The sequence below is a fragment of the Anoxybacillus sp. TBDG-1 genome (genome assembly GCF_054815885.1).
In genome coordinates, this window is record NZ_JBTZSY010000021.1 from 18,451 (window position 1) to 44,791 (window position 26,341).

Sequence of the window (26,341 nt, forward strand, 5' to 3'; positions counted from 1 at the left end):
GTGGAACAATCGTTTCGCATTGAAAAAGTATTAAACAACAACGTGCTCATTGCCTCACATCCAACGTACGATGAAGTTGTGTTGATCGGCAAAGGCATTGGCTTTGGCAAAAAGAAAGGGGACATCATTGCACAAAAAGATGTCGAAAAATGGTTTATTTTAAAAAATGAACGGGAACAAGAACAATATAAAAAATTGTTGCCACATGTCGATGAAGAATTTATCGGCTTAATGAACGACATCATTCACCACATTCGGAAAAGAACGAACAGCTCGTTGAATGAACATATTCACGTTGCGTTAACGGATCATATTTTGTTTGCAATCAAACGGCTAGAACAAGGGATGGACATTAAAAATCCGTTTTTAGTCGAGACAAAAAGTTTATATCCGCTTGAATATGACGTCGCTACCGAAGTCGTAAACATGTTAAATGAACGGCTGCACATTCAGCTTCCTGAAGGTGAAATTGGCTTTATCGCTTTACACATTCACAGTGCGCTAACGAATCATCAATTATCGGAAGTAAATCAACATTCGCAACTCATTTCTCGCTTAGTTTCCGTCGTCGAAGAACAACTCGACATTCGTATTGACCGCGAAAGCATTCATTATTTACGGTTTATCCGCCATCTGCGCTATGCGATCGAGCGCGTGAAAAAAGGGGAGAAAATTGAAGAACCAAAAAAATTGTCGAACATATTGAAAGAGACGTATCCACTATGTTATAATTTGTCGTGGAAGCTCATAAAAATTATGCAGCAAACGTTGCAGCTTCCGGTAGATGAAGCTGAAGCCGTATATTTAACGTTGCATTTGCAGCGGCTAACTGGAAAAAGTGAATAAATGTGCACTTATCTTTACGTGTTACTGATTCGATCAGGCATGAGTAAAGAAGGCAAAAAAGTGGTGTAACGAAATATTCGTTACATGATACCCTTTTTTTGTCATTCTTTGCTCATGCTTTTTGTTTTCTTTTATTTGCAAATGCTTACATTCGTTGGACGTCTAACGTTTCGCTTCATCTACTTTTTATACATGAAAATGACGTTTGTTGCAAACGTTAACATGATGAAGGAGGGTTTTATATGAAAAAAGCGTTTGGTACGCTACAAAAAGTCGGTAAAGCGCTTATGCTTCCGGTTGCGATTTTGCCGGCAGCAGGTATTTTGCTTGCGTTCGGTAACGCATTGCAAAACCCAGCACTAATTGAAAAAATTCCGGCGTTAGAAACAGGCTGGGTCGAAATGGTTGCAAAAGTGATGGAGCAATCGGGCGGGATTGTATTTGCGAACTTACCGCTTTTATTCGCGGTAGGGGTTGCCGTCGGATTAGCTGGCGGCGAAGGGGTTGCTGGTTTAGCAGCGATCATCGGTTACTTAGTCATGAACGTAACGATGAGCGTCATTTTAGGTGTCACAGCAGACCAAATCGGGACAGACCCATCGTTTGCGAACGTATTAGGTATTCCGACGTTGCAAACAGGGGTATTCGGCGGGATTATCGTCGGTATTTTAGCAGCGTATATGTACAACAAATACTTTAACATTGAATTGCCATCTTACTTAGGTTTCTTTGCGGGAAAACGTTTCGTTCCGATTGTGACAGCGGCATCGGCATTAATTCTCGGTATTGCGATGACATGGTTATGGCCACCTGTTCAACATGGCTTAAACGCATTTTCGCACAACATGATTGATGCCAACCGTACGTTAGCAGCATTCATTTTCGGTGTCATCGAACGTGCGTTAATTCCGTTCGGCTTACACCACATTTTCTACTCACCGTTCTGGTTTGAGTTCGGTCAATACGTGAACAAAGCAGGTGAACTTGTACGCGGTGACCAACGTATTTTCTTTGAACAAATTAAAGACGGTGCTGAATTAACAGCAGGTACGTTTATGACAGGTAAATTCCCGTTCATGATGTTCGGGTTACCAGCAGCAGCGCTTGCCATTTATCATGAAGCGCGCCCAGAAAACAAAAAAGTTGTTGCCGGTATTATGGCATCTGCCGCGTTAACATCGTTTTTAACAGGAATTACAGAACCAATTGAGTTTTCATTCTTGTTCGTTGCACCAGCATTGTTTGCGATTCATACGATTTTCGCTGGATTATCGTTTATGCTTATGCACATCTTAAACGTCAAAATCGGTATGACGTTCTCTGGCGGTGTCATCGACTACTTACTATTCGGTGTTTGCCAGGCCGTACCGCTTGGTGGCTCGTCATCCCGGTCGGTCTTGTATTTGCGGTCATTTACTACTTCGGATTCCGTTTTGCGATTCGTAAATGGGACTTAGCCACACCAGGACGTGAAAAAGAAACAGTTGAAACAACAAGTACAGCGGATGCAGGTGAACTTCCGCACGAAATTTTAGCGGCACTTGGTGGAAAAGAAAATATCGCCCATTTAGATGCATGCATTACGCGCTTGCGTGTATCTGTCAACGACATTCAACATGTCGATAAAGATCGTTTAAAAGCGCTCGGCGCAGCAGGCGTATTAGAAGTTGGCAACAACATTCAAGCGATTTTCGGGCCAAAATCAGACATATTGAAAACACAAATCAAAGACATTATGGAAGGTCGCGTACCGACAAAAGCAGTAGAAAAAGCAAAAACAACTGTACAAGCGACAGGCGAAAAAGAACAAGTTGCATCACCGTTAACAGGAAAAGTTGTTCCACTTTCTGACGTGCCAGATCAAGTATTTTCAACAAAAATGATGGGTGACGGTTTTGCAGTTGAGCCAACAGACGGCACAGTCGTATCACCAGTAGACGGCACGATCGTTAACGTCTTCCCAACAAAACATGCGATCGGCATTCAATCAAAAACAGGTCGTGAAGTGCTTATTCATTTCGGCATTGATACAGTAAAATTAAACGGTCAAGGATTTGAAGCGCTCGTATCGGAAGGAACAGAAGTGAAAAAAGGACAACCGATTTTAAAAGTCGATCTTGCATATGTAAAACAACATGCGCCTTCTGTTGTCACACCAATTATTTTTACAAACTTACAAGCAGGAGAAACAGTAAATATCACGAAACAAGGAACAGTAACAAAAGGCGAAGACGTTGTCGTCGTTCAAAAATAATTTACTTGCAAAACGCGTCATTTTTCGGTAAAAAAACATAGAGGGTTTTTGCCCTCTATGTTTTCAAAATAAAAAGTGAGGAGATGAGCAATATGCAAAAAACGTTTCAAGTAACTGCAGAATCTGGTATTCATGCCCGTCCAGCAACCATGTTAGTGCAAACAGCGAGCAAATTCGATAGCGACATTCAATTAGAGTACAACGGCAAAAAAGTCAACTTAAAATCAATTATGGGTGTCATGTCTTTAGGCATTCCACAAGGTGCGCAAATTACAATTTCAGCTGAAGGTAGCGATGCAGCAGACGCGATGAACGCATTAACAGAAACGTTAGCAAAAGAAGGATTAGCGGAGTAATGAAAAAACTGCAAGGGATTGCTGCATCGAATGGCATTGCCATTGCGAAGGCGTACCGTTTAGAACATCCTGATTTAACAGTTGAAAAACAAACGATTGAAAACGTAGCTGAACAAATTCACCGCTTTCAACAAGCGCTCGCCAAAGCGAAAGAAGAACTTGAAGTCATCCAAGCACACGCATTAAAAGAGCTTGGTGAAGATAAAGCGGCTATTTTCTCCGCCCATTTGCTCGTGCTAAGCGACCCAGAACTCGTCCAAGCCGTTGAACAAAAAATTGAACAAGAACGCGTCAACGCCGAATTTGCGCTTCATGAAGTAGCATCGATGTTCATTACGATGTTTGAAGCGATGGATAACGAATATATGAAAGAACGTGCGGCAGACATTCGCGATGTGACAAAACGTGTCCTTGCTCATTTGTTAGGAGTTACGATTTCAAACCCGAGCATGATTACGGAAGAAGTCGTCATTATCGCTGAAGACTTAACGCCGTCCGATACAGCTCAATTAAACCGAAAATATGTGAAAGGTTTTACAACTGACATCGGCGGACGGACGTCTCACTCTGCCATTATGGCGCGCTCGATGGAGATTCCAGCTGTCGTTGGGACGAAAGAAGCGACAGCAACGATTCAAAATGGGGACATCGTCATTATTGACGGGCTTGATGGGAAAGTCATCATTAACCCAACCGAAGAAACGATTGCTGAATACGAACAAAAACGTGCCGCGTTTGCTGCGCAAAAAGCAGAATGGGCAAAGCTTGTTCATGAACAAACGACGACGAAAGACGGTCACCACGTGGAGCTTGCTGCAAACATCGGTACACCAAACGATGTTGAAGGTGTGCTTGCAAACGGTGCAGAAGGCATCGGCTTATATCGTACCGAATTTTTATACATGGGGCGCAACGAATTGCCGACAGAAGAAGAGCAGTTTGAAGCATACAAAACGGTGTTAGAAAAAATGGAAGGAAAACCTGTCGTCGTTCGTACGCTTGATATTGGCGGCGACAAAGAATTGCCATACTTAGACCTTCCAAAAGAAATGAACCCGTTTTTAGGGTTCCGTGCCGTTCGTCTTTGCTTAGATATGCAAGAGATGTTCCGCACGCAACTCCGTGCGTTGTTGCGCGCGAGTATTTACGGCAACTTAAAAATTATGTTCCCGATGATTGCGACGTTAGACGAATTCCGTCAAGCGAAAGCAATTCTTTTAGAAGAAAAAGAAAAGCTTGTTGCTGAAGGTGTGGCAGTGTCTGATGACATCGAAGTCGGCATGATGGTCGAAATCCCAGCCGCTGCTGTATTGGCAGATCAATTTGCAAAAGAAGTCGATTTCTTCAGCATCGGAACAAACGACTTAATTCAATATACGATGGCGTCTGACCGAATGAACGAACGCGTATCGTATTTATACCAACCGTACAACCCAGCCATTTTGCGCCTTATTTATAACGTCATTGAAGCGGCGCATAAAGAAGGCAAATGGGTTGGCATGTGCGGGGAAATGGCAGGCGAAGAGCTAGCTGTGCCCATTTTATTAGCGTTTGGCTTAGATGAATTTAGCATGAGCGCGACATCTATTTTACGCGTTCGCTCGCAACTAAAAAAACTGTCTAAACAAGAAGCAGAACAAGTAAAAAATCATATTTTATCGCTTTCAACAGCAGAAGAAGTCATTCGTGTCGTGAAAGAAACGTTCCAACGATAAGAACCGGACGCCCCCGGTTCTTTTCTTATGAAAAAAACAGTAAAAAACGGTCATAGACATGATGATGTAAACCTCTTATAATGAAACTACAACTTTATTAATTTTTCGACAACATTCGACAGCACTAGGGGGGGACTACTTTGTTTCGGTCATTAACGATGAAATTAACTGGTTTAATGGCATTATTATTAGTTATTGCACTTGTTGCTTCACAAACGGTCAACTATGTGCAAATGGCGTCTGTCATGAAAGATGATGCAAAAGTGCGCGCGGAATCGCTTGTGACAGAGCTTGTTGACGATATCGAACATAGCTTTGACAGTCAAGAAGATGCGTTAAAGCAATTTAGTGAAACAAAATCTTTTCAAACGTTTTCAAAAACAGAAGATGTACAACTTTGGCAAGAGATCGATCAACAACTCGCAACATTTTTAAACATTCATAAAAAGGTACAGTTAGCTTACATCGGAACAGCAAATGGCAAAATGTATACAACACCATCTGTCGATTTGCCGCCGGATTTTGATCCGACGACGCGTCCATGGTATAAAGAAGCAGTGGCAGCATCGGACAAAGTCATTTGGACGGAGTCATACGTCGATGCGGTAACAAACGATTATATCGTCACGATCGCCAAAGCGATTGTTGAAAACGGTCAAGTGATCGGTGTCATTGGCTTAGACGTGTCGTTAAATACGCTCGCTGAAACGGTGGAGCAATTCCGTGTCGGTTATAACGGCTATCCGGTATTGTTTGACCAAAACAAATTGGCGATCGTTCATCCACAGTATAAAGGAAAAGATATGTCTGACCATCCGGTCGTAAAAACGATGTTTTCTATAGACAAAGGTGCTTATGAATATGAACAAGACGGCGAAAAACGGCTATTGTATTTTGCGACCATTCCAAAGTTAAATTGGAAAGTCGGTGTTGTATATAAAGAAAAAGATTTATTAGCGACGTTAACGACAATCGGTAAAACGTCATGGACCATTGTTGTCATTGCGACAGTACTTGCTTCACTTCTTATTTATGCGGTATCGCGTTCGATCGTCAAACCGATTATTCAACTGAATGAGCGTGTACAACAAGTGGCGACCGGCGACTTAACGGTGCATGTCGAGCCGAAAGGAAACGATGAAATTGCGCAGCTCACTAGCCACTTTAACGAGATGGTGTCACATATGCGCTCGCTTATCGGCGAAGTCGATCGTTCTGTCGCTGAACTCGGCAGCGCAGCTGATCACTTAAGCGCAGTGTCCGAAGAAACGATGGCGACGAGCGAACAAGTGACAACAGCGGTCACCGATATTGCGAAAGGGGTATCAGAACAAGCGAGCAATTTAGATGCGATGAACGATCGCATGAACGATTTATCTGAGAAAATGGGTACGGTGACGCAATCGGCAGAGCGTGTGAAACAACTTTCCGATGAAACGAAAGACGCAAGCTATACGGGTATTGAAAAGTTAAATGTGCTTCAAGCAAAATCAGCTGAATCGCAAAATGAATTGCGTTCGGTTGAAACGGTCATCACCGATTTAGGCGAAAAAATGAAACAAATCGGTGCGATTATTCAAACGATTACTGACATTTCTGCGCAAACGAACTTGTTAGCACTGAACGCTTCGATTGAAGCAGCAAGAGCAGGGGAGCATGGTAAAGGATTTGCGGTCGTTGCCGAAGAAGTGCGCAAACTAGCAGAACAGTCGGCGCAAGCGACAGAACAAATTCGCCAAACGATCACATCGATTCAACAACAAGCTGCTCTTGCAACCGAAGCGGTTGACCATACGAAACAAATGAACGACCAACAACAAGCGGCAGTAAACGAAACAGCAGAATCGTTTATGCATATTGCAACGATGATGGAACAATTAACGTCAGCCATTGAACATATTTTTACACAAATTCACGACGTAAACGAAAATAAAGAACAAATCGTTGCCGCATTACAAAACTTAGCTGCGATTTCAGAACAATCAGCCGCATCAGCAGAAGAAGTATCCGCATCATCGGAAGAACAATTAAAAGCGTTAAGCACCGTAACAGAAGCAGCAGAACGACTAAACGATATGAGCCGCTCATTGCAGCAACTCATCCATCGTTTTCATGTATAAAGCTAGGTATGATGCCTAGCTTTTTTTATATGTTTGCAACAATTTTTTTCCTTGATTTTTTTTTATATGAGAATTACGATAAACTTAGTATAAAAGACCTATATTTGTTCGTTTTTGGGGGAGAGTTCTATGGATCGCTCGCTTATGGCGGCGTTAGAAAGTTTGCGCATTGCGCTTCATGTGACGCGCGTTGCCATTTTTCGCTTACAAGCATCAGATGAAACGTATACACTGCGACGCATTTATGACATACAAACACCCTCTTCGCGTTTCATGACACGTGATCACATCGTCTTTCCAACAGAAGATGTTCATTGTTTCGCACATTTATATGACGGAAATATGTTCGTCGGGCATACAAATGAATTAGAAGGGAATGTACGCACTATTTTTGAGGAACAGGCCATTCAGTCGTTTATGATCGCTCCCATTTTTATTCACGATGAACGATGGGGATGTATAAGCGTCGTCGATTGCGAGCAAAAACGAATGTTTTCCGCTCATGAACGCGCCATTTTTTTAGCGCTTGCCCGCACGATTGGCGAGTCGATCAAACGGGAACAAGCATTGACGGAACTTCAACAGCTGAAACAAGAAATGGAACAAATGAATGCAACGTTACAGCGAAAAATTGAAGAAGAAGTGCGAAAAAATCGCGAAAAAGATTTTATGCTTATTGAGCAATCGCGTTATGCGACGATGGGAGAAATGTTAAGAAATATCGCCCACCAATGGCGACAGCCGTTAAACGTCCTCGGCTTGCTTTTGCAAGATATACAAGAAGCGTATGCGTATGGAGAACTAAACGAATCATATTTGCGCACATCCATTCAAAAATGTCTTATTCAAATTCAACATATGTCCCGAACGATTAACGACTTTCGCAACTTTTTTAAACCGCATAAAGAAGCAACGTATTTTCGTCCCATTCAAGCCATTCGCCAAGCGTTAAAAATTATTTCAGCAAGTTTAGACCATTACGACGTTCATTTGCACGTTCAAAATCGGACGCGAGCACACATGTATGGCTTCCCGAATGAAATGAGCCAAGTGCTCATCAACTTGTTGACAAATGCGTGTGAACAATTTGTTGCGCGCGACGTAGCGCGACGAATGATTTGCATTCGTACATATGCGGACGACTCATTCATTTATATTCAAGTAAAAGACAATGCAGGCGGCATTAATGAAACAATTCTCCCTCGTATGTTCGAACCGTACGTGACAACGAAAAAAGACGGAACAGGTCTCGGACTATATATGTCAAACATGATTGTGAAAAAAATGGGCGGTCATTTGCTCGTTTCATCATCAAAAAAAGGAGCGACATTTACGATTCGCATGCCGCGATATGAAAGGGGACGGGGTTTATGATTGCGGTACAAACAGATATTAAAGTATTGTATGTTGAAGATGAGCCGAGTGCGCGCGATATGTTAACGCGTTTATTAAAACGGCGCATTCGGGAGGTAAAAGTCGCGAAAAACGGTCAAGAAGCGCTCGAACTATTTATGACGTTTCACCCGGACATCGTCATTACAGATATTAAAATGCCTATATTAAACGGATTAGAGCTTATTCGCCGTATTCGTGAGATGGATGAACATGTGCAAATTATTATTACGACCGCCTATGACGATAACGACTTTTTCATTCGGGCGATTGAATACGGAGTGAATCATTTTATTTTAAAACCGATCGACCATGAAAAATTTTTGCAATCGTTGCAACATTCCATTTATCAAAGCCAGCTTGAGCGGGAATTAGAAAGACAAAAACAATATACGCGCACGATTATTGATTTTCAAGAGAACTTAATATGCATTTTAAATGAAGAACGATTGCTAGATTGCAACTTATCATTTCAACGTTTTTTTGGATCGGAAAAAACAGAAAGTCTTCGGGCTGGTCGCACCCACGTATGTGATGATTTTGTTGCTGAACCGGGATATTTTTACGTGAAAGGAGAAAAGCGATGGCTTCGCCCGCTTATTGACCGCACGATCCCATTTCTAAAAGTAAAAATGATGTGCAAACAAGGAGAAGAGCATGTGTTTTTACTAAAGGCGACGTCGTTTCCGGATGAACCGAATGCGTATTTAGTCGTATTCACCGACATTACCGCGCTTGAAGAAGAAATGAAACGAAACGAATTTTTAGCGACAAAAGATCCGCTCACAAAAACGTTTAATCGCTTAAAATTTGACGAGTTTTTTACGCGTGAAATTCATCGCGCGAAACGATATAAACATACGTTTTCTATTATTTTGTTTGACATCGACCATTTTAAAAAAGTCAATGATACGTACGGGCATGACGTCGGTGATACAGTATTAGTGCGCATGTGTGAAACGATTTCGAATCGATTGCGCGACTGCGACATATTGGCTCGTTGGGGAGGGGAAGAATTTATTATTTTAGCGCCCGCCACATCACGAACGGGAGCGTATCGTTTAGCGGAATCGTTACGTCACTTAGTGGAAACCGTTCATTTTCCGAAAGTCGGGCATATTACGTGCAGCTTTGGCGTTTGCGAATACGAACAAGGAATGACGAAAGAGCAAATGGTTAAACGGGCGGATGAAGCGTTATATGAAGCGAAGCGAACAGGAAGGAATCGCGTCGTCGTTAGCGAATGTATATGTCGAGGGGAGGAAGTGAAATGAAAACAGCCATTGTAGCCGCATCAAGCCAAGGGCTTGGCAAAGCGATTGCGACAAAACTCGTGTCGCAAGGAGTTAACGTCATGCTCGCTAGCCGCGATGAACAAAAATTGCACGCTGTTGCTGAACAGCTCCATGCGCTCGGAAAAGGAAAAGCGGCCTATGTTGTAACAGACGTGACGAACGACGCAATGATCGAGCAATTAGTCGAAAAAACAGTAGAAACATTCGGCGACATTCACCTACTAGTGAATAACGCTGGCGGTCCGCCAACTGGAACGTTTGCGACGTTAACGGATGACGACTGGAAACAAGCGTTTGAGTTAAATTTGCTCAGCTACGTGCGGCTCATTCGCGCAGCACTGCCGCATTTAAAAAAGACGAAAGGAAAAATCGTCAATATTGCATCATCTTCCATTAAAGAACCGATCCCGGGCTTGCTTTTGTCGAATACGTTTCGTCTCGGCATCGTCGGTTTGACAAAAACGCTCGCACAAGAGCTTGCCCCATACGGCATTTTAATCAATACCGTTGCTCCAGGGCGCATCGCAACGGAACGAGTTGCCTATTTAGACGAACAAAACGCCAAAAAACTCGGCATTCGCAAAGAAGAAATGGAAGCGCGCATGAAAGCGGCCATTCCGCTCGGTCGTTACGGCACGCCTGAAGAGTTTGCGAACGTCGTCGCCTTTTTATTGTCGGATGAAAATACGTATATGACAGGACAGTCGCTGTTAGTCGATGGCGGCATGGTCAAAGCGATTTAGAATGGAGAGAGAAACATGCAAACGATTGGTTTTATTGGACTTGGTGTCATGGGAAAAAGCATGGCGCGCAACTTGCTTCGGGCAGGCTATTCGCTCGTTGTATATACGCGCACAAAGGAAAAGGCGGAAGATTTATTAGCCGAAGGTGCAGTATGGAAAGAGACAGTAAAAGATGTCGCAAAAGTGGCGGATGTCGTCATGACGATGGTTGGCGAACCGCACGATGTGGAACATATATACTTTGGCGATGATGGCATTTTAAACAATGCGAAGCGCGGTGCCTATTTGATTGATTTTACGACATCTAAACCATCACTTGCGGTACGCATTTATGAAGTGGCAAAAGAAAAGGGAATGTTTGCTCTTGATGCACCTGTATCAGGTGGCGATATTGGTGCACGTGAAGGCACGTTGTCGATTATGGTCGGCGGGAACAAAGAAGCGTTTTCCGCATGTATGCCACTTTTTTCGCATATCGGAAAAAATATCGTTTGGCAAGGGAAAGCGGGAGCAGGGCAACATACGAAAATGTGCAATCAAATTGCGATTGCGACAAATATGATTGGCGTATGTGAGGCGCTTGTTTATGCTGAAAAAGCAGGGTTAGACCCAGAACGCGTCTTGCAAAGCATTTCGCAAGGAGCGGCATCCAGCTGGTCGCTTTCTCATCTTGCGCCGCGCATGCTTGCCGGCGATTTTGCTCCCGGTTTTTATGTGAAACATTTTATTAAAGATATGGGCATCGCGCTTGCCGAAGCGGAAACGCTCGGTTTATCGCTTCCGGGCTTAAAGCTGGCGAAACAATTATATGAGGCGCTTGCGGAGCGCGGAGAAGAACAAAGCGGCACACAAGCGTTATATAAATGGTATAAAGAATGGTAAAAAGGTGCTTTTAGCGAGCACCTTTTTTTACATATGACTCGATGCGATCAAGACCTTTTTGTAACGCATCCATCGCACAAGCATACGATATACGAATATATCCTTCACCGTATGTCGAAAATGCACTTCCCGGCACGACAGCGACTTTTGCTTCTTGCGCTAGCTGTAACGCAAAATCAAATGACGAATGATGAAACTTTGCAATGGAAGGAAAAATGTAAAACGCTCCGTTCGGCTTTTGGACGTCAAAGTCCATATCACGAAGGCGCTCGTACACATATATCATTCGTTCCGCATATTGCTTTTTCATGTCGTGCGCATCGTTCATCCCAACTGTTAGCGCTTCAAGCGCCGCTCGTTGCGAAATAGATGTCGCGCATGAGACGTTATATTGATGCACTTTCAACATATGCTCAATAATCCATTTTCGCGCAAATAAAAACCCGATGCGAAACCCAGTCATCGCATGCGACTTACTAACGCCGTTAATGACGATCGTTTGGTCAGGGAGCCATGTCGCAATCGACTCGTGTTTACCTGTAAACACAAGTTCGCTATAAATTTCATCGGAAATGATCCAAATCGGTTTGTCTTTTACAAGTTGAGCGATTTGTTGCAGCTCATCGTGTGATAACGTCATCCCTGTCGGATTAGACGGGTACGGCAATACGATGCACCTCGTTTGCTCGGTAATAAGTGGTTCGATTTGCTCTGCTAATAGTTTAAAGCCTGTATGCCGCGTATCGACATATACAGGTGTTGCTCCACATAACCGAATGATTGGTTCATATCCCGGATAAACAGGAGCGGGGAGAATGACTTCGGAACCTTCTGTTAAAATCGTACGAAACGCAATATCAAGCGCTTGGCTTGCTCCGACAGTAACGATTACTTCATCAGTGGTATAACGTAAGCCGTATTTCGTTTCAACAAAGCGGCAGGCTGCCTCACGTAACGGTACATATCCAGCGTTATGCGTATAAGAAGTAAATTGCTCATCAAGCGCGCGCTTTGTCGCTTCTTTAATATGATCGGGTGTCGGAAAATCAGGTTGTCCAATCGTTAATGAAATCATATCTTTTTCTTGGGAAACGAGATTAAAAAACTGACGAATGCCAGAGAGTTGAATACGTTGCACACGTTCATTCATCGGAAGCGTCATCGTCTTTCACCTTTCTTCTTTTTTTCTATTAAACAATAAAAGGTGAACGTTTCGCAATGTGTTTTGCTCAAAACGTTCACCTTATGTGCTGTTCTGTCATGTCACAGTCGATCATACGTGCACATCCTCCAAATGACGATAGCGTTCCCGAAGCTCGTTGTATTGTTGCGCGAGGGTTAGAAACAACGCTTCATTCCGTTCTTCAAGCGCCTTGTCAATATCGCGCATGAGACGCTCTCTTTCAAATCGGAATAACGCCTGTTCGATCACAAATTGTGCTGCTTGCTCATAACCGTTAGCGACATCGTGTGGCTGCGATACGAGTGCCATATCATTGTACTTTTCAAACATGTTTCATTCCCCCTTAGAGAGAAGAATATTCTTCTCCTTTTCTACATTATAGAGAGTTTTTTGTAAATTGTAAATAAAATTTTGAATAATTGAAACAAAAAAATAAAAGCTGACGAACGCCAGCTTAATCTATTAATAACCGTAGTCCCAGTCGATTTCTTCATCATGCCAAAGAACCGCTTCTGTTTCTTCGTCCGCTACTTCTTCAAGTTGTTCTTTTTCTACATCTTCTAAAATCGTGACCGTATGATTTTCTTCAAAAAGAATGGCTAACCCTTTCATTTTGACACTACCTTTCGTGTTTTTCTTCACAAACATTGTAACGCGCTTCGCTTGTCCACGTCTATCATGTTCATAAAGATGTCAATGTGTTTGTTTTTTCTGAAAATACGAACACATTTATGTCCGTTGGCGAGTGTGCTACAATACAAAAGGAACAATGATCAGGAGGCATTACATGTTTAGCGCTGTGATTAAACCACTCGTTGTCAATATTACGATTTTATTTTCACTCATTTTCAATGCGAATTTGTTTTTTCCGTTTCGCCGAAAAATGGTGCTCACTTGGAAACAAAAAATGATGTACGGCGTTGTTGCATCGTTTACGGCTTTGTTATGTATGATGTATCCAATTCAGCCGTTAGCGAAAACGAACTTTGACTTTCGTATGATCGTCATTTTAGTGACGACATTATATATCGGAAAAATGGCTGGGCTGTTATGTACGTTCACCGTTGTTATCGCACGGTTCATCATTGGCGGTCCGTTCGCTTATGCAGGAGCGACCGTTTCTGTATTTGCATACGTTGTCGGCATATTGTTTCGCTCGTCTTTTTTTAACGTCAAAAGAAAAATGCTATATGGGCTTATGATCGTTTTCATTTATCTCATTTTGTATATCGCAACGATTATATACGCCGTTCCGCCGCTTCCTTGGCGATTTTATATTGTATATTTTACATGTTTTATCGCCATGTTTTTAGCGCTTATTTACGTCATCGAGCGACTCATTCAATTTAACGAGCAGTTTGACGATATGATTTACCTCGATAAACTAGCGACGGTAAGCGAAATGGCGGCTTCATTTGCCCATGAAATTCGCAATCCGCTCACGACGGTGCGGGGCTTCGTCCAATTTTTAAGCAAAGATACGACCGATGAAAACGTAAAAAAGTTTGCCCCGATCATTTTAGAAGAATTAGACCGAACGAATGAAATTATTACCGAATATTTATCGCTCGCCAAACCAGCGTCATTTCAATGGCAAAAAGTGAATATTGACGATGTTTTACATACATCCGTTCATTTGTTAAGCCCGCTCGGCGCGATGATGAATGTATCGTTGCAACTTTATACGGAAGGAAAAAGCGACGTATATGGCGATGCTCATTACGTCAAACAAGCGCTATTAAACGTCATCAAAAACGGCATGGAAGCAATTGAATGTGGTGGGCTTGTGACGATTCATAAAACGGTCGATGAAAAAGAAAAGCAAGTGATTATTACGATTCGCGATACAGGAAAAGGAATGACGGAAGAACAGTTAAAAAACATCGGTTTGCCGTATTACACGACAAAATCGAAAGGAACAGGGCTTGGAAGCATGATTACCGAACGGCTTATTCGCCAAATGGATGGAACGATTACATACGAAAGCCAACTGAATGTCGGAACGGCCGTCACGATCACATTGCCATTGTATGAAGGGGATTAGTCCCCTTCTTTTTCTATATAACGAATAAATATCTTTAACGTATGTGTCATAAAAGTCGATAACGGCTCAGCTAAATGCGAAAACATCCATAATTGTAACGCTCCAAAATACAATTGAAGCGCAATGAATGCAAGCTTAGAAGAAGGTTGCCTCGTTCGAATATCGCCACATCGTTTCCCTTCCTCAAACAAACCCACCAGCAAATCAATAAGAGGAGTGAGTTCAAGCGGCTGCTTTTGTTTTGCAGTATAAATATGTAGCATGGATTTCGTCACTTTGCGTCCAAGCTGCTCGTGCATCGTCGTCAGTTCATGAAACAGTTGCTCGATTTGTTCACGCCAGTTTGTTCGTTTATTTTTTTTCATTTTTTCATATACACGCTTGGTATGTGAAAAAAATACGCTTTGCAACACTTCTTCTTTCGTGCGGAAATAGTTAAAAAACGTTCCTTTCGCTACGCCAGCTTCGCTCGTAATTTGCAAAACGGTCGTTTCGTCATATCCTTGTTTTTGAAACAATTGTAATGCCGTTTGTTGCAGTAATAGTCTCGTTTGCTTTTTTTGTCTCTCTCGTTTCATCATAAATCCGTTACAGAAAACTTACAAAACTTTATAAATAATCTATTAATTATTTATAAAGTTTACGTTTCCTTCCTTGTTCATCACGCCCGATTTCGCAAAAAGCTACTCTCGTTTGCTCGGCGCTCCGAAGGCTTTACTTCCCCACTAACGTATGGGTACATGGTCATGTCACATCATGGATTCGGCATATTGTTTCAAGTTGATGCTTGCATTCAAATCGCGATCGATTTCTATCCCACACGCCTCACAACGGTACGTCCGTTCCGATAAAGAAAGGTGGTCTTTCACATGACCGCAACGGCTGCACTTTTTGCTTGACGGATAAAACCGATCTGCCACGATCAACTCGATACCGTGCCATGCACATTTATACGTCATTTGGCGCTTGAACGCGTGGAATGTTTGTTGTTGAATCGCTTTCGATAGCTTCCGATTTTTTAACATGCCACTTGTGTTCAAGTCTTCCATCACGACATACGCTGGCTTGGCTTTCACCAACGTTGTTGTGATGTGATGGGTATAGTTAAGTTGTATATTTTTCAGCCTTCGGCGTTTTTTCAAAACAAGGAATTCAATTTTCTTGATGTTTTCCGTTTTTCTGTAACGGAATTCACCTCCTTCCGTTTTCGTTTTATTCATTTCATACTTTCGTGATATTTGTCTTTGCATGCGCCTAATTGACTTTTCCAACTTTTTCACTTTCGGTGTTTGGTTGATGTTTGGAAACGTCATGCCATTGCTGACGGTAGCGAACGACTTTACCCCTAAATCAATGCCGATGCCTTCGCTGTACGTTTCATGTTTCACTTCTGCTTCCTCTACACCGACCGTTAAAAACCAATGTATTCCGTCAAACACGATGCGTGGATGGACGTATGTTACATGTTTTCCGTGCGGAATACGTCCTCGCTCCGCCAAACGAATCCAATTGAGCTTCTGTCTATTTTTCTTTTTGGAAGGCGTCAGTTTCTCTAGTTTCACATGCGTGTCGGTGATTTTAATTTTCGATGTATCTTGATAAAAACTTGGGCGTGTTCGTTTCTTCGTTTTAAATTTCGGACACTTCGCCCGTCCTGCAAAAAAGTTTTTGTAGGCTTGACACGCATCTTTGATCGCTTGTTTTGTGATGTTGTTGGAATAATTGTTGAGCCAACTGTACTCTTTCGTTTGTTTGAGCTGCGTTAATCTTTTTCTTAATTCACCATCATTTAAAAATTTACCGCCTTGTTTATGATTTTCTTGTTGTTGTGCTAAAGCAAAATTATACGCCCACCTTGCTACACCCGCACACTCAAATAATTTTGTTTTTTGTTTGTTATTCGGAAGTAGCATAACCTGATATGTTTTAATCATTTTCAGTTAGCTCCTTAACCATTCTCTTGGCTTTATTTGCTCTTTTGCCTTGTAATTTCTTATAAATTGTATATAGAGTTTTATGGATTTTCACAAAAATATTTTAACAGTTACTAACCCCCGTCATTGTCATCTACTTTTATTATAGTGATTTTTACCTAGGAATAAAGTATTATTTTCATAAGCTGAAAGTTTTGCTTAGACATGTATCGTTCGCATATATATGGAAAGAAACGTGAAAAGGGGGAATGATGCATGTGGGGCGTCGATTCAGCGGCAAAAGTGACGGAAATGTTGCTTGCTTGTGTAAGAAAAGAATACGGTTTTCCGCAATTTTGGGGAAGATATGTGACGACAGTGCCGAACATATCGGATGGATTAACGAAAGAGGAAATTGCTTTCCTTCGTGGGCGCGGCATAAAAATTGCACCGATTTACAACGCGTTTCGCGAAGCGACACAATACGAAAAAGGAAGGACAGCGGCAAGAAATGCGATTTTTCATGCACGAAGACTCAGTATTCCGAAAAATAAAGTCATTTTTGCGAACATTGAAGATGAATTTTCAGTCGACGCTGCATGGATTCGTGCGTGGGTTGATACGTTTTATCCGAGCGGATATCGCCCGGGCATATACGCAAATCCAACGAAAGGCGCGTTCGGCGAAGCATACTGTGAAGCGGTAAAAAACGATGAACGTGTGGCACAACAAACGATTATATGGAGCTCTTATCCGCGCCCAGGGACAACACCAGCAACAAAAGCGCCAACGTATCGCCCTAACGTACCAAACTGCCGCGCGAACGTTTGGATATGGCAATACGGACGAGATGCCGACCGTTGTGCGATCGACACAAACGTCGCCAATCGAAAAGTAAGCGAGTTTTTATATTAAAAATTTTTTCCGTCACATGAAAGAAGTATGATAAAATGACAGTAAATGATGTCGTAATGGAGGATGTTTTATGGAAAATAAAAACGGAATTTTATTAGAAAGTGGGACGAATGAGCTAGAAATTGTCGAATTTTTAATTGGTGACAATCGGTTTGCCATTAACGTCATTAAAGTAAAAGAAATTATTCAACCGATTGCGCCAACGAAAGTGCCACATGCGCATTCGTATATTGAAGGGATTATTGAATTGCGCGGCGAGGTGCTTCCGCTCATCGACTTAGCGAAAGCGCTCGGCTTCGGACCATCGAACAATCCAGCGCAAGATAAATATATTGTCGCACAGTTTAATCAGCAAAAAGTTGTGTTCCACGTCCATAATGTCACGCAAATTCATCGCATATCATGGAAGCAAATTGAAAAACCATCGCAAATGTATCAAGGGTTAGAAAGTCAAATTATCGGTGTTGTCAAGTTAAATGGAAATATGATTTTACTGCTCGACTTTGAAAAAATCGTTGTAGACATTAACCCACAATCTGGTATTAACGTTGAACGCGTGAAAAAGCTTGGCAAACGAGAACGTTCCAATAAAAAAATCATTGTCGCGGAAGACTCGCCGCTATTACGTAAACTACTTCACGATACGCTTGCGGAAGCGGGATATGTATATGTCGAGTTTTTCGAAAATGGCGAAGATGCGTTCAACTATTTACAAGCGATCGTTCAAAAAGGAAAGCCGATTGAAAGCGAAGTACAGTTAGTCATTACTGATATTGAAATGCCGCAAATGGACGGTCATCATTTAACGAAACGCATTCGTGAAGATGAGAAGTTAAAACATGTACCCGTTATTATTTTCTCTTCTTTAATTACGGACGACCTTCGCCATAAAGGAGAGCGCGTCGGAGCGACAGCACAAGTAAGCAAACCTGAAATCGCCGAACTTGTCCAAATGATTGATCAACACATTTTATAAATAGTAGGGGATCATAATGGATCGTTATGAAAAATATCGCCAACATTTTTTAAAAAATATTCGTAAACGATTAGAAGAATGGGAAACAGTTGATGAGATCGCCCATCAAGACGTCTATCGCCTTCTTCATTCCATCGCTGGCACAGCGGCGATGATCGGCATGACCGATATCGGAAATTACGCACGCAAGTTAATGGAACAATGGGGCGAAGATGAACAAAAAATATGGAAAGCATCAGATGTGAAGGAGCGGTTAGCCTCGCTTTTTCAACTTTGTTACGAACAACAAATTGAAGAAGTGGCGCAAGGTGGGCAAAGAACAAAACAAGAGGACGAACCGACCATTTTACTTATTGACGACGACCCGTCGTTTTTAATGTATGTAAAAGAACAGCTCGAACTAAACGGATGGTATGTCGTGGCCATTGCTGATCCTGTCAAAGCGGTCGCTTCGTTTTACGACGTTCGCCCAGATTGCGTCGTCATCGACATTCATATGCAAAAGAAAACAGGATTTGAAGTATTAACGTTTTTAAAAGAAAAATTAAAACAACAATTCGTTCCGATGATCATGGTCAGCATTGATGACCGAAAAGAAACGCGCATAAAAAGCTATGAAATGGGTGCGGACGATTTTATCGCAAAACCGTTTCACATCGATGAATTCGTCGTCCGCATTCGCAGACAACTTGAAAGAAAGCAATTAATTGATGAACTGCTTTTATTAGATGAATTGACACATGTATATAACCGAAAATATTTAAAACAAGCATATGAGCAGCTAAAAAGCGATTGGCATCGCACGCATGAACCGTTTAGTTTAGCGATGCTTGACATTGACTATTTTAAACAAGTAAACGACCAATACGGTCATTTAATTGGCGACGTCGTCTTAAAACAATTTGCCCAATTTTTAAAAACGAACGTTCGCGCACGCGATATGATCATTCGCTTCGGCGGGGAGGAATTTGTCGTTTTATTGCCAGCGACCGAAGCGAGCGAAGCATTTCTCGTATTTGATCGTCTGCGGGAACAGTTTGAACGCATGACGTTTCAATCTGGAGAAACGACGTTTTCATGCACGTTTTCGACCGGTATTGTCGAAGTAACCGATCCGTCTAAACCGATCGGGCATTGGATTGAGCTTGCCGATTCCGCGTTATATGAAGCGAAAAATACAGGAAGAAACTGTGTCGTGCTTGCGAAACAACAAGAAGCATCGTATCGTCGCACGGTGAAAGTAGCGGTTGTCGATGATGATGCGATTGTGCGCGCTATTGTGACAGACGTCGTTCAAAAAATGTTTGCGAAAGAAAAAGTGACGCTCGATTTACGCATCTTTAAAGACGGTGAGCAGTTTATCACGTCCGATTGGCATGACGGAAAAGAATCGTGCCTCGTCATTTTAGACGGCGTCATGCCGAAAATGGATGGGCTTGAAGTGTTGCAACAACTAAGAAGTCGAAAAGATTCATCGCGCTATAAAATCATTATGTTAACAGCACGAAAAAGCGAACACGATATCGCGCGCGCGCTTGAACTTGGCGCCGATGATTATATGACAAAGCCATTTAAATTGCTTGAGCTTGAAGCAAGAATACGACATATGTTAAAAAGGATGAATTAGTTGTGTCCGATTCGCTTGTTTTATTTGCTTTGATCGTCGTTATATTATGGGGCATATTACTTGCTATTTTTCTTTATTTACTTGTTCGGAAAAGAAAAGATTATGTATGGAAACAAGAAGTGGAAACGTACAAACAATTGTATGAGCCGACGTTGTTTCGTTATTTAGCGTACGGCGATGAACAAATTGCCCCTCCATTATCCACAGCACAACATGTGGCAATGATGGAATTGTTAGACCATTTTCTTCGCGTTTTAGCTAACGGTCATGTAAAACAACGAGCGACGGCATTAGCGGAAACTTATTTTTCAAATTACTTGCGCCAACAATTGTATCATCGTCGGCTCGGTAGAAGGATGAACGCCCTTTTTTACATTGAAGATTTTGGCATTCGTTCCCTTTTACATGAGTTAGAAAAGATGTATGAGCAAAAATATGTGACGATGATGGAAAAGCGCCAACTGTTAAAAATGTTTGCGCTTTTTCGCCATCCGCACGTATATGAATATATGAAACGTGTAGACGAATCGTTTACACAATTTGATTATCGCCTCATTTTATCTCGCATGGACGATCATATGTTTGCGAAAATGGTCGATCATTTTTTTGATTGGAACGAAAAAATGCAATATGCATTAATTGATATGATTGGCATTATGCAAAAATTGGCTCACGTTTCGTTTTTGCGTACGTTGCTTCAACATGAACAAAGTGAATATCGCATTCGCGCCTTAAAAGCGTTAGCTGAAATGGCATTTCCATTAGAAACAGAACAACTCCACAGCCATTTACATTCACAAGTTTGGCAAGAACGGTTGATGGCATTACGATTATGTGCGCGCACACGCAAAGACGAACTGATCGAAACGATAAAACAACTGATGAAAGATCGGGTGTTTTCCGTTCGATCGCAAGCGGCAGAAGCGTTGTTGCGCATGCCAAACGGCTTGGCGATGCTTAAACAAATTGCTCAAACATCAGACGACCCGTATGCGCGCGATATGGCGCTCGAATGGTTAGAAAGAGGTCGACTATATGATTAAACTCATAGCGATGTTTATTTTCTCTTTTATGATGGCGGTCATTTTGTTTTATACGTTTTTACTCGTCGTCTCGTTCGTTCAATTGCGCCGCATGTACGAGTTAGACGAATGGGAGCCGTACGAAGAAATGCTCGATATTAGTTATACGAAACCGGTGTCCATTTTAGTGCCCGCCTACAATGAAGAAGCGGGCATTTTTGCGACGGTGCGCTCGCTGTTAAGCATCGAATATCCAGAGTATGAGATTGTCGTCATTAACGACGGCTCAACAGACGACACGCTTGAACGATTAAAGCGAGATTTTGCCCTCGTTGAAATGAAGCGCGTCATTCGTGAGCAGTTAAAAACGAAACGGGTACGCGCCGTATATCGCTCGCAAAAATTTTCCCACCTATTTGTTATCGACAAAGAAAATGGCGGAAAAGCCGATGCGTTAAATGCTGGCATTAACTTTTCATCTTATCCATACGTTTGTTCGATTGACGGTGACTCTGTCATTGAACGTCGCGCCTTTTTAAAAGTGATGAAGCCGATTATTGATTCAGACGAAGAAGTGATCGCTTCAGGGGGAAGTGTGCGCATCGCCAACGGCTGCGACATTGAAAAAGGGGAAGTCATTCGCATCGCTCTCTCTCGTCAACCGCTCGTTGTCATGCAAGTGATCGAATATTTGCGCGCTTTTTTAATGGGACGGATCGGACTAAGCCGCCACAATTTATTGCTTATTGTTTCAGGTGCTTTCGGTGTTTTTTCAAAACAATGGGTCATTCGGGCGGGCGGATATGCGCATACAGTCGGAGAAGATATGGAACTTGTCGTCCGTCTTCATCGCCTTATAAAAGAAACAAACGCCGATAAAAAAATTGTGTACGTGCCTGATCCGGTTTGTTGGACGGAAGCGCCAGAGTCGATGACAGATTTACGGAAACAACGGCGCCGTTGGCATCGCGGGTTATTTGAAAGCCTTTGGCTTCATCGTCGCATGTGGTTTAATCCGCGCTATGGATCGATCGGGCTCGTCTCCATGCCTTACTTTTTACTCATCGAATTTTTGGGGCCTGTTGTCGAACTGCTTGGTTACGTCCTCATCGTCATCTCATTCATTTTAGGCGACATATATATTGAATTTGCTATTTTACTATTCCTCGTTTCCGTTTTGTACGGTTCCATTTTTTCAATGGCTGCGGTGTTGTTGGAAGAATGGACGGTGCGGAAATTTTCAAGCGTTTCAGACGTTGTACGCCTCTTTTTTTACTCGTTCACAGAGACGCTATGGTATCGTCCGCTTACCGTATTATGGCGCTGTGAAGGAATTGTTGATGCGCTTTTAAAAAGAAAAGGATGGGGAGAAATGAAAAGAAAAGGTGTGTCGAAATGATAAAACGACAACGATGGCTTATTGCATATGTCATATGTATTTTTCTTGCTATTTCTTCACCGTATTGGTTGTGGAAAATGAAGCCTGAAACGACGTTGAACATGCTCATCGTCAATAAAACCGTTCCAGATGACACGTATCGTGAACATGAAGGGCTTGTTTGGCTATTAAATCAACAAAAATATGTGAAGTCAAACGGGGAGCGTTATGAGTTAAATAAAGATTACGTTGGTTTTGTGCCAAATGGGAAAAAAGAACGCCCATGGCCGGCATCGTTACAACCGTACGATGTCATTTACGTGGCAGATACGTACGGTGTATATGAACATGATTTCACGGCAGAAAAAAAGAAAGGGAAACGCTCGAAAAAAGTGTATGGCGGGTTGACAGAACAAGAAGTCAGTCGCTTGCACGACGCGATGTTTGAAGGAAACAAAACGCTCATTGCGGAGTTTAACTCGTTTGCGAGCCCAACGGATCAAGCTGTTCGCGACAAGTTTTACGCGTTGTTAAACGTCGAATGGACGGGCTGGATTGGGCGCTATTTTCCGAAGCTTGAAAATGACGAAGTGCCTGTATGGGTAAAAGAAAACTATGAAAAACAATACAACAAACGATATACATTTACCGGACCGGGCTATGTGTTTGTCGATGAGTATGATCGGCTCGTCATTTTAAACAAAAAAGAAATCGGAAAACAAGGGGTGCTTTTTACGCCGACGGACAAAGGGAAAAAAGAACTTAAGATTGACGGTTCGATTCCATATTCATATTGGTTTGATATCGTTAAGCCGCTAGACGACGATGAAGTGTTAGCGACATATACGCTTTCGTTATCGGAAAGCGGAAAAGAAAAATTACAAGCGATCGGCTTGCCGACGACATTTCCAGCGATCGTTCATCATCGTAACAAGCAATACGATGCGTACTATTTTTGTGGCGACTACGCCGATCAACCGGATGTGCCAAACATTTATCAAACTGTCGGCATCGACATATGGAGGAAATGGACGACGCGCCACGATCCAAACAGCACTGTCTCGTTTTATTGGAAAGCATATGTCCCGATGATGAAAACAATTTTAAAACATGTGCATGATGAGGGGAAACAAACGAACGAGCGTGTGATTGCAAAAACAGATGACGGTATAAAACTTGCCGGCCGCGTCGGTGAACAATATATTCAAATTTATAAAAACGGCAAATGGGAAAATATGTTGTTAAAAGGAGTGAATATGGGCATCGCGAAACCGGGTCATTTCCCGGGTGAAACGGCAATTTCGAAAGAAGAATATTTCCGTTGGTTTAAACAAATCGGCGCGATGCATGCCAACGCCGTTCGGGTGTATACGATTCATCCGCCTGCGTTTTATGAAGCATTTGATGAATATAACAAAATCGCACAACAGCCTTTATATTTATTCCATGGTGTTTGGGTCAATGAAGAAACATTTTTACAGACAAACGATGCGTTTGCAAAAGAAAATACAGAGGAATTTGTTGCTGAAATAAAACGAACGATTGACATCGTTCATGGCAAGGCAATCATTCCAGCTCGTTCGGGTCATGCAAGCGGCGTATATCGCCACGATATTTCGCCATATGTGCTCGGCTGGATTTTTGGTGTCGAATGGGAACCGACGGTCGTTCATGCGACAAATACGAAACATGCCGGTTTGCCAGATTATCAAGGGACGTACGTGTATACAAAAGGTGCTTCACCGTTTGAAATTTGGCTTGCGCGCATGATGGATGAAGCGATTGCTTATGAAACGAAAACGTACGGCTGGCAACGTCCGGTAAGCTTTACAAATTGGGTGACGACCGATTTGTTAACACATCCGAGCGAACCGTTAGAAAAAGAAGATTTCGTGTCCGTCAACCCGAACGTCATCTATACGACAAGCGACATGCATAGCGGCTTATTTGCTTCATATCACATTTACCCGTATTACCCAGACTTTTTAAACTATGAGCCGAAATATGTCAATTACATCGACCATCGCGGCAAGAAAAACAACTATGCAGGTTATTTACACGATATGAAACAAGTCCATCGCATGCCGATTGTTGTCGCAGAATTTGGCGTCCCATCATCGCGCGGCATGACGCATCGGAACGTATACGGGATGAATCAAGGATTTCATTCCGAGCAAGAACAAGGCATGATCAACAAAAAACTATTCGAAGACATCGTTCATGAAAACATGGCAGGCGGATTTATTTTTACATGGCAAGATGAATGGTTTAAACGAACGTGGAACACGATGGACTACGACAATCCCGATCGCCGTCCGTTTTGGTCAAACGCACAAACGAACGAGCAACAATTTGGCTTACTCAGCTTTGACCCTGCGAAAAATGAAACGATGATGATCAAAGTCGATGGCAGAAAAGAAGATTGGGCATTTCAACAAATCGCCCCCGCATTTCAACAAAACGGTCGTGCGCTATATATGACGAGCGATGAACGATACGTATACATTCGTTACGATACAACCGTACAACAAGATAAAGACGTATATATATTATTTGACACGATTAAACATCAAGGACAATCAACGATTCCCAATGTACCAAACGTCAAGACAGAAGGCGTTGATTTCGTCCTCCATTTACGCGGCGAAAAAGAAGGGCGATTATGGATTGATAGTTATTACGATTCGTTTTATTATCATTACGGACACGTATTACACATGATTGACCGCCTGCCGTATGCGAATAAAAAAAATAATGGGGTGTACCATCCGATTCGCTTAACATTAAATAAAAAACTACAAATTAAAGGGAAAACATATCCGTTCGATTTTTATGAAACGGGCGTCATGACGTTTGGCACAGCGAATCCGAACGATGAAGCATACAATTCATTAACGGACGTGAGCGTCAGCAAACAAAAAGACGGGTATGAAATTCGCATCCCATGGGCGCTGTTAAATATAAAAGACCCGAGCATGCATGAAGCGATGGGAGATATGTGGCAAGGGGGGCTGAAAAGTAGCCGAACGATTGACAGCATTCGCGTCGGCGTATATGAAAATGAATTTTCGTATCCAGCAAAAGAAGAAAATATGTTACATGCAACACAGTTTTATACGTACACATGGGATGGTTGGGAAAGACCAACGTACCACGAACGATTAAAACGTTCATACGAAATTGTAAAACAAACATATAAAAAAGCTGAAGGAGAGAGGGAATAATGGCAAAAATTTTATTAGCAGAAGATGAAGAAGTGCTGCGCATGCTTGTCGTTGATACGTTAGAAGATGAAGGACACGACATCGATGAAGCGTGCGATGGGGAAGAAGCGCTTGAATTGATTAAACAAAACGATTACGACTTAATTTTGCTTGATTATATGATGCCAATATATACCGGCTTAGAAGTCATTCAACAAGTACGAAATATGCCCGATAAAAAACATGTAAAGATTATGATGTTATCGGCAAAAAGCCAACAAGCAGACAAAGAACGTGTATTAGAAGCAGGTGCGGATTACTTTATGGCAAAGCCGTATAGCCCGCTAGAACTTGTGCAACGAATCGAGGCGATTTTATATGGAGAAGATGCGTAATTACTTTCGACAAAGTTTAGCTAGACAACTGTAGTTGAGCAATTTTTGTTACAATAATTACCATTTAAAAAGAGACAAACGG

General features: G+C 42.2%; 21 protein-coding genes and 1 pseudogene. 17 read left to right on the forward strand and 5 right to left on the reverse strand.

What is annotated here, in order from left to right; translation table 11 throughout:
* From glcT to ACYQY7_RS08020, 9 genes and pseudogenes are all read left to right on the forward strand, one after another.
* Positions 1-846 (forward strand): glucose PTS transporter transcription antiterminator GlcT, encoded by an 846-nt coding sequence (gene glcT, locus ACYQY7_RS07980; protein ID WP_461201534.1) that lies wholly within the window; start codon positions 1-3, stop codon positions 844-846.
* A gap of 242 nt (positions 847-1,088) precedes the next feature.
* A pseudogene (gene ptsG / locus ACYQY7_RS07985) lies at positions 1,089-3,100 on the forward strand (glucose-specific PTS transporter subunit IIBC).
* Positions 3,101-3,183: 83 nt separating this feature from the next.
* Positions 3,184-3,456, forward strand: coding sequence for a phosphocarrier protein HPr (locus tag ACYQY7_RS07990; protein WP_461201535.1), 273 nt, complete (start codon positions 3,184-3,186; stop codon positions 3,454-3,456).
* Complete coding sequence (gene ptsP / locus ACYQY7_RS07995) at positions 3,456-5,171, forward strand: phosphoenolpyruvate--protein phosphotransferase (protein WP_461201536.1); 1,716 nt, start codon at positions 3,456-3,458, stop codon at positions 5,169-5,171. Before ACYQY7_RS07990 ends, ptsP begins: the two co-directional genes overlap by 1 nt.
* 140 nt (positions 5,172-5,311) lie before the next feature.
* A complete protein-coding gene (locus ACYQY7_RS08000; RefSeq protein ID WP_461201537.1) occupies positions 5,312-7,291 on the forward strand; it encodes a methyl-accepting chemotaxis protein in 1,980 nt (659 codons plus the stop codon).
* A 129-nt stretch (positions 7,292-7,420) separates the two neighbouring features.
* Positions 7,421-8,665, forward strand: a complete 1,245-nt coding sequence (locus tag ACYQY7_RS08005) for an ATP-binding protein (RefSeq protein WP_461201538.1) — start codon at positions 7,421-7,423, stop codon at positions 8,663-8,665.
* On the forward strand, positions 8,662-9,957 hold the full coding sequence (locus tag ACYQY7_RS08010) for a GGDEF domain-containing response regulator (RefSeq protein ID WP_461201539.1): 1,296 nt from the start codon (positions 8,662-8,664) through the stop codon (positions 9,955-9,957). Before ACYQY7_RS08005 ends, ACYQY7_RS08010 begins: the two co-directional genes overlap by 4 nt.
* Positions 9,954-10,721, forward strand: a complete 768-nt coding sequence (locus ACYQY7_RS08015; protein WP_461201540.1) for an SDR family oxidoreductase — start codon at positions 9,954-9,956, stop codon at positions 10,719-10,721. Before ACYQY7_RS08010 ends, ACYQY7_RS08015 begins: the two co-directional genes overlap by 4 nt.
* Positions 10,722-10,736: 15 nt before the next feature.
* Positions 10,737-11,603: an NAD(P)-dependent oxidoreductase gene (locus ACYQY7_RS08020; protein ID WP_461201541.1), complete on the forward strand. Its 867-nt coding sequence runs from the start codon at positions 10,737-10,739 to the stop codon at positions 11,601-11,603.
* Positions 11,604-11,613: 10 nt separating this feature from the next.
* Here the strand turns inward: ACYQY7_RS08020 and ACYQY7_RS08025 are convergent, their stop codons facing one another.
* The 3 genes from ACYQY7_RS08025 to ACYQY7_RS08035 all read right to left on the reverse strand — a co-directional run bounded on the left by ACYQY7_RS08025 (position 11,614) and on the right by ACYQY7_RS08035 (position 13,434).
* The gene (locus ACYQY7_RS08025) at positions 11,614-12,765 is read right to left on the reverse strand and encodes an aminotransferase A (RefSeq protein WP_461201542.1); all 1,152 of its coding nucleotides are present in this window, start codon (positions 12,763-12,765) and stop codon (positions 11,614-11,616) included.
* 111 nt (positions 12,766-12,876) lie between these two features.
* Positions 12,877-13,116 (reverse strand): IDEAL domain-containing protein, encoded by a 240-nt coding sequence (locus ACYQY7_RS08030; RefSeq protein WP_461201543.1) that lies wholly within the window; start codon positions 13,114-13,116, stop codon positions 12,877-12,879.
* 132 nt (positions 13,117-13,248) lie between these two features.
* Positions 13,249-13,434 (reverse strand): hypothetical protein, encoded by a 186-nt coding sequence (locus tag ACYQY7_RS08035; RefSeq protein ID WP_461201544.1) that lies wholly within the window; start codon positions 13,432-13,434, stop codon positions 13,249-13,251.
* A gap of 139 nt (positions 13,435-13,573) precedes the next feature.
* On the opposite strand from ACYQY7_RS08035, the gene ACYQY7_RS08040 reads away from it, so the two are divergent.
* Complete coding sequence (locus ACYQY7_RS08040) at positions 13,574-14,830, forward strand: ATP-binding protein (RefSeq protein ID WP_461201545.1); 1,257 nt, start codon at positions 13,574-13,576, stop codon at positions 14,828-14,830.
* Here the strand turns inward: ACYQY7_RS08040 and ACYQY7_RS08045 are convergent.
* Together ACYQY7_RS08045 and ACYQY7_RS08050 are read right to left on the reverse strand one after the other, a co-directional pair.
* Positions 14,827-15,408: a TetR/AcrR family transcriptional regulator gene (locus tag ACYQY7_RS08045; protein WP_461201546.1), complete on the reverse strand. Its 582-nt coding sequence runs from the start codon at positions 15,406-15,408 to the stop codon at positions 14,827-14,829. The genes ACYQY7_RS08040 and ACYQY7_RS08045 overlap by 4 nt on opposite strands.
* A gap of 171 nt (positions 15,409-15,579) precedes the next feature.
* Positions 15,580-16,764, reverse strand: coding sequence for an RNA-guided endonuclease InsQ/TnpB family protein (locus ACYQY7_RS08050; protein ID WP_461201547.1), 1,185 nt, complete (start codon positions 16,762-16,764; stop codon positions 15,580-15,582).
* Between the two features lie 255 nt (positions 16,765-17,019).
* Between ACYQY7_RS08050 and ACYQY7_RS08055 the strand changes: the two genes are divergently transcribed.
* From ACYQY7_RS08055 to ACYQY7_RS08085, 7 genes are all read left to right on the forward strand, one after another.
* Positions 17,020-17,658, forward strand: a complete 639-nt coding sequence (locus ACYQY7_RS08055) for a glycoside hydrolase domain-containing protein (RefSeq protein WP_461201548.1) — start codon at positions 17,020-17,022, stop codon at positions 17,656-17,658.
* Between the two features lie 70 nt (positions 17,659-17,728).
* The gene (locus tag ACYQY7_RS08060; RefSeq protein ID WP_461201549.1) at positions 17,729-18,634 is read left to right on the forward strand and encodes a chemotaxis protein; all 906 of its coding nucleotides are present in this window, start codon (positions 17,729-17,731) and stop codon (positions 18,632-18,634) included.
* A gap of 16 nt (positions 18,635-18,650) precedes the next feature.
* Positions 18,651-20,261, forward strand: coding sequence for a diguanylate cyclase (locus ACYQY7_RS08065; RefSeq protein WP_461201550.1), 1,611 nt, complete (start codon positions 18,651-18,653; stop codon positions 20,259-20,261).
* 2 nt (positions 20,262-20,263) lie between these two features.
* The gene (locus ACYQY7_RS08070; RefSeq protein ID WP_461201551.1) at positions 20,264-21,304 is read left to right on the forward strand and encodes a HEAT repeat domain-containing protein; all 1,041 of its coding nucleotides are present in this window, start codon (positions 20,264-20,266) and stop codon (positions 21,302-21,304) included.
* A complete protein-coding gene (locus tag ACYQY7_RS08075) occupies positions 21,297-22,682 on the forward strand; it encodes a glycosyltransferase family 2 protein (RefSeq protein WP_461201552.1) in 1,386 nt (461 codons plus the stop codon). The genes ACYQY7_RS08070 and ACYQY7_RS08075 overlap by 8 nt, the downstream gene beginning before the upstream one ends.
* Positions 22,679-25,885: a hypothetical protein gene (locus ACYQY7_RS08080; protein WP_461201553.1), complete on the forward strand. Its 3,207-nt coding sequence runs from the start codon at positions 22,679-22,681 to the stop codon at positions 25,883-25,885. The genes ACYQY7_RS08075 and ACYQY7_RS08080 overlap by 4 nt, the downstream gene beginning before the upstream one ends.
* Positions 25,885-26,259, forward strand: coding sequence for a response regulator transcription factor (locus tag ACYQY7_RS08085; RefSeq protein ID WP_461201554.1), 375 nt, complete (start codon positions 25,885-25,887; stop codon positions 26,257-26,259). Before ACYQY7_RS08080 ends, ACYQY7_RS08085 begins: the two co-directional genes overlap by 1 nt.
* The last annotated feature ends 82 nt before the right edge of the window (positions 26,260-26,341 follow it).